The organism is Microcystis sp. M53603_WE2, assembly GCF_030065435.1.
The window spans coordinates 1-5,480 of the sequence record NZ_JASJFF010000623.1 but is presented as its reverse complement, the minus strand read 5'-3'; the positions used below and the strand labels follow the sequence as shown (position 1 = coordinate 5,480).

General features: G+C 37.6%; 7 protein-coding genes and 1 pseudogene. 2 read left to right on the top strand and 6 right to left on the bottom strand.

All coding sequences use genetic code 11. The annotated features are described in order from the left end of the window. The 5 genes from PX481_RS13300 to PX481_RS13280 form a co-directional block, all read right to left on the bottom strand. A partial coding sequence (locus PX481_RS13300) for a tetratricopeptide repeat protein (protein ID WP_288094716.1) occupies positions 1 to 254 on the bottom strand: 254 nt, incomplete at its 3' end. 142 nt (positions 255 to 396) lie between these two features. Next, complete coding sequence (locus tag PX481_RS13295) at positions 397 to 807, bottom strand: type II toxin-antitoxin system VapC family toxin (protein WP_012264691.1); 411 nt, start codon at positions 805 to 807, stop codon at positions 397 to 399. Further along, a complete protein-coding gene (locus tag PX481_RS13290; protein ID WP_002758926.1) occupies positions 794 to 1,054 on the bottom strand; it encodes a hypothetical protein in 261 nt (86 codons plus the stop codon). Before PX481_RS13290 ends, PX481_RS13295 begins: the two co-directional genes overlap by 14 nt. Before the next feature lie 301 nt (positions 1,055 to 1,355). Further along, entirely contained in the window at positions 1,356 to 2,321 is a 966-nt protein-coding gene (locus PX481_RS13285; protein ID WP_002758924.1) for a tetratricopeptide repeat protein, read from the bottom strand. Between the two features lie 92 nt (positions 2,322 to 2,413). Then, a complete protein-coding gene (locus tag PX481_RS13280; RefSeq protein ID WP_288025335.1) occupies positions 2,414 to 3,469 on the bottom strand; it encodes a hypothetical protein in 1,056 nt (351 codons plus the stop codon). A 241-nt stretch (positions 3,470 to 3,710) separates the two neighbouring features. Here PX481_RS13280 and PX481_RS13275 point away from each other — a divergent pair, with 241 nt between their 5' ends. After that, a complete protein-coding gene (locus PX481_RS13275; RefSeq protein WP_002758921.1) occupies positions 3,711 to 4,277 on the top strand; it encodes a calcium-binding protein in 567 nt (188 codons plus the stop codon). Between the two features lie 12 nt (positions 4,278 to 4,289). Beyond that, positions 4,290 to 4,889 carry a hypothetical protein gene (locus PX481_RS13270; protein WP_002758919.1) on the top strand — a complete coding sequence of 200 codons (600 nt, stop codon included), beginning with the start codon at positions 4,290 to 4,292 and terminating at the stop codon, positions 4,887 to 4,889. Between the two features lie 13 nt (positions 4,890 to 4,902). On the opposite strand, the pseudogene PX481_RS13265 reads toward PX481_RS13270, so the two are convergent. After that, positions 4,903 to 5,480 (bottom strand): annotated as a pseudogene (locus PX481_RS13265) (RNA-guided endonuclease InsQ/TnpB family protein); the annotation flags it as partial.

Genomic DNA, 5,480 nt, shown 5'->3' with positions numbered 1-5,480 from the left:
AAACTTTTACCATCAATTTCGAGAACTTGTTGATAAAGAGATAAAGCTTGCTCATACTTCCCTATTGACTTATATAATAGGGCTAAGTTATTCAGAGAATCAGCATAAATAGGCTCATTAGTTAGTGAGTAACTTTTGGCTAAATCACAGGTTTGTTGAGCGAAGATAATCGCTTGCTCATATTGCCCTAGCTGATATAGGTTTATTATGGTCTGGTTATACTGTTTTATCTGGTTAATTATGGCTTGATTCATGTTACTATTCTCCTTGATAAACTAAGTTTTTGTTGCTGATTATTGTTGCTGATTGATCAGAGTGATTAATGGGTTTTTCTACCACCTTAAACCGCTTATAAAACACCTCACTATTACCCTGATTACCCTGAATAAATATCTCCTACAATAAGTTGTTAAAAACCTCCGTATTGTTCCAACGATAGATACTGAAATCTCGACGATCAACAGTTAATATTCTTCCATGTCCTAGATGCTCTGCTAATACAATCAAAGAAGCGTCTGCCATATCCATCGGTAAGTTAGCGTAACGATCCATTAATTCAATCATTCGTTCAATATGATGATTTTGTAAATGAAATATTTCAAAGTTATCGTTAACCAATCCCTGCAAAAAGTTGATTTGCGCCTGATTACCTATTCTGGCTAAGAGTAAATAACAGGTTTCGGTGATAACAGGATAGGTGGTAATTAAGGCTTCATTTTGACTATAAATAGTTTGAATGGCTAACGAGTGATCTTTGTCTTTTCGATTGCCAAGAGCGAGAAAGAATCCTGTATCAGCAATGATCATTTTTTTCGGATAGGAGTGAATGCAAAATGTTTTCTGAGTTTTCGGCAAAGTCAGCCTCTGCTTCAAAGCTACCGATAAAGGAACTTTGTTTTAATTTAGCTAGGGGATCGTGTGTTTTTTCTTGGAGTTGTTGATAGCGTAGTTCAATGGCTTGTTGAATGGTTTCTAAAGTATTTTCTTGGGTGGTTTGTTGAATATAGGCTAGTTTTTGAGCGTGTTCATCGTCTAGTTGAATGGAAATTTGCATTTTTTTTCCTATTTTATGGGCAATTACTGTTGACAATGGGCAAGGGCGATCGCTGACAGGATGCGGTCTAGTTATAATATCGGGTTAATGATTGCTTAATTTATGTTACCATTCTCCTTGAATAAACCAAGGTTATTACGACATTTTATTAAGAACTTGTAATATTTTTTGAGCTTGTGTTTTATCTCCCTGTTGCTGAAATAAAGTTACTGATCTTTGTAAGTCAGGGATTCCTTATTTGATAATCTCCTGACATTACATAGACAAGCCCCCACAGGTTATAAGCATCCGCTACTTATTACTACCATTGATTCACTCCGATCTTTTTTTCTTTGAGAGTACCCAATAGGCTTGGAGTAAGAGCTATCGTGTAGTGTGTATTCTCAGGAATAGTGATCACCTTGTCAATTTTGCTGTAGGATGCGTTAGCACCAAACAGATGTCTATCTCCATACCATTTTTTACCCGTAGCCAACTTTATTATATATTGCCCCGGTGGAATGGGTGTTTCGTAGGAATGCCCCTTTAATATCAAGAACCAACAGATCCGTTTACGGCTAATTTTATCCTCTAACTTTATCACCATATTTTCCGCACCAGATGGCGGTATAATTTTGAGGATACTACTCGCAGATTTCCGATCAAAGTTGTACACTCCCTGACCATTCTCAGGAAAGAATACTCTTGATCTTGAAACCCTTGCAGGTTTTTTATTGGGTGGAACTTTTGCGGGTTTGCTATTGGGTGGAACTGGAACTTTTGCGGGGTTGCTATTGGGTGGCTGTTGTTGCGGGAATTGATTATTGTAGGCAATTTCTCGGTTACTAATCGCTTGACTGAAATTAGGATTAAGGCGGATAGCTCGGTCATAATCTGCGATCGCTTTTTGATAATCTCCTAACTTATCGTAGAGAGTTGCTCGGTTATAGTAAGCTTCTGCTGAGTTGGGATTAAAGCGAATATATTGGTTATAATCAGCAAGGGCTTTCTCATATTGCTGTAAACGACTATAGGCGATGCCCCTGTTGCCATAAGCTTGAGCATAGTTAGGATTAAGTCTAATTGCTTCATTAAAATTATTAATGGCAGCCTCTAAATCACCTTGTTGTAGTTGTTTTACTCCCTGATCCAAAAAGTCCTGAGCCGTTGAGGGGGAATTGACTTGAGCGATGGCATTTACAGGCAAATATTGAATGGGTAGAGGGAGAGAAACAAAGCCCAAACCGAGAGATAGGGTCACTAAAATAGAGGAAAGAGGTAGAGACATGATTGATGGCCTTTTGATCAAGTATTGTAGGTTTACATTGAGTTTATTGCTGTAATTTTTTGATAGTTTCTAATATTTTTTGATCCTCTCCTTTAATAAACTAAGTTTTTGTTGTTGATTATTGTTGCCGATTGCTCAGAGTAATTAATTGTTTGTTCCACCACCTTAAACCGCTTATAAAACACTTCACTATTACCCTGTTGACCCAATTTAATAAATATCTCCTCAAGACGCTCTTGACTTAAAATAATATCTGTAGGGTCAGATTCCCCATTAACCCAAGATAAATCAATGGGTTGCTCTGTGACAATTGCCAGAAAATATTCATCTCCTACTGCATCATATTGGAAAAATCGAGCTAGTCCTTCAGACGGGGGTAAACGAAGTCCTTCTGACAGCTTAGTATAAGGAACATAGGCAAATGCTCTTGAAGGACTAAAGAGATAAAAATTTCCTTCTACCGTCTCATTAATTAATAATAAATATTGACCATTGTCAGGTAAATTAACCCATAAATAATGGGGCTTGTTAAGATAAATATAATTACCCTTATCTGGCTCTGGCTTAATTACAGTACCATTCATAACTAGACCCCTTTTTGAACTCCCGTTTGAGGCTCCTCCATTAGGGGATTTTTCTACCTCAAAATTTTCATTAATATCCAGCATCGTTAACTTATTACAAGCAGGTGCAGCAACTTCTTTTGCTAATTCCCAACCCATCCGAGGAAATTTTTTCTCCCATAACCATTGATAAGTCACTTGATGAGGTTCAATTGAATTCTGAGGTTTTCCTTTCTTCTCATATTTAGTAGTAATTAAATTGACACTTAATTCTAATCCATCGTCTATCATCGCTTGTTTAAACACATCTACCATTATTCTCCTAATTCTTTTCGCATATTCATTAATAGTTGCTTCCGTATAATGAAGATTATGCTTATCTTTCATTATTTCGACAATTTCACTTCTTTTTTTATCTTGATTTTTGGGATGATATAGAAGTTGAAATAAACAACTATGATCTTGATTTTTTATCAAACCAGTATTTTGCAATATCTGGTTTAGAAATGCTTTTTGCAATAGGTCTTTATCTTTAGTTCCTATCGTGTCAGGAATGCCAACCATTTTTAGTTCAAAAATAATCAAAAATTAATAGAGATATTTAAAGATTACATCATTTCCTCGGATTTGTCAATATTTTTATGAGAAAGAGAAAGCAATGTTATTAATGGTTATTAAAAGTTATGTACGGTTATTTAGAGCTATTTAAAGTTATTTAGAGTTGTTGGCTGATACCAATTTGTTATTCAGTATCTATTGAATGTTATTTGCTCTGAATGTTTGACTTGAATCATCAACTTAATTAATTCACAGGAGTTGACAGCTAATGCCAGTTTACAACGGTACAATTTACAATGACTTCTTGTTCGGCAGTTTCGGTAATGACACCATGTACGGGAATGAAGGGAATGATAGCATTTACGGCCAAGGGGGCAACGACTACATCGACGGTGGAATAGGCAACGACTACATTGATGGTGGAGATGGTGCAGATATCATCTTCGGCCGCGCTGGAAATGACAATGTCTTCGGCGGAAACGGTAGTGACTTGCTCATTGGCGAAGCGGGTGCTGACACTTTATCAGGCGGAAACGACACTGATTATCTCTTTGGCGGAGCCGACAAGGATGTTCTATTAGGAGGCGCTGGGAATGACTTTGTCTATGGCGGCTATGGCAATGATATCCTCACTGGCGGCACTGGTGCCGATGTCTTTTATTTCGGTTCTCTTCTAGAAGGAGTTGACGTAATCAAGGATTTTCAGCGGGCGAATCTTTTGGTTCGCCTGTTCCAGACGACTGGGGAATTTTTGCTCACTGGTCAAACTAAAAGCATGAACCTTGTTCTCAAGGAACAAAAGATAACGAACAACAAAAAAAGAATTAATTTTTGAGGAGCAACAAAAATGTTCAATCCCTGCAACCCCAAATATCCCTTATTTACTTTTGCTATTGCTTTATTCGTTGGCGGTATTACTAATCCAAGCAGTGCAGCAGAGTTTAAATTTCCTGATCAGGTTGATATTTACGTTAAATCCTTAGGAGGTGGTGCTGGTGCCAATTCTGAGTTTGGTCTTGGGACTACTTCAGAAAACTTTGTTCCAGTTCTTTCAGGATTGCCGAATAATCCATCAACAAACAGTGAGGTTTTTTTGGGGTCTTTTAATCCAGATCAACCAATTCCACTGGCAGTTCTAACTAACTGGAATGGTCAAAGTTTTTTCGCTACAATTGGAAGCACAGATATGGCTTCACAAATAGTTTTTTCAGATCTAGATAATAGCCTTGGTTTCGGAGGAAATACATTTGAGTTACTAGATGCTAATATCTTCTTAGCTCATCTTGATGACGCTGCATCTTTCACTGTAGATGATGATGACGATGATGTTCTTGTTCAGATTCGTGTTGCATCTAAAAGAACGACTCCAGAATCCAGCAGCGTTCTTGCTTATATTACCCTTGGGGGTTTAATGCTAGGGAGTGCTATCCGCAAAGCCAGAAATTGACATACTCCCACCGTCAAGCTACGCTGTGACGGGGGATTCTTGACCTATCACTATCGGAAATTCCTTGTTCAACGAGACAGCTTAGATTCTCAATGTCTCCACTGAAAACCCAGAGGCCGGACTCTCTATTATGCGTTTGGGTCGGTTTCTGTTTGCCCAACAGTACCGTTGAGATAATTTCCCAAATATTGCAACCCTTTTTTAAGAATGTTGATTGCTGCATTATGATCCCTATCTAAGATTGTTTTACAATTAGGGCATTGATGAGTTCTATTGCTTAATGATTTCTGAACTCTCGTCCCACAAACTGAACAATCTTGAGTCGTGAAATGGGGAGTAACAGCAATACAAACAATCCGATAAATCTTGGCAAAATAATTCAACCATTCAGTGAATTGATACCAAGAAGCATCAGAAATCGACTTGGCAAGCTGACGATTTTTTACTAAGTTTCTTACCTTTAAAGCTTCATAAACTACCAGATCATTAGACTGGACTAACGCCAAAGCGTCTTTAATTGCTTTGTCTTTACGTTGTCTTGACACTTTAAGATTAAGTTTAGCTACTTTTACCCGTTGCTTGTGATAGTTT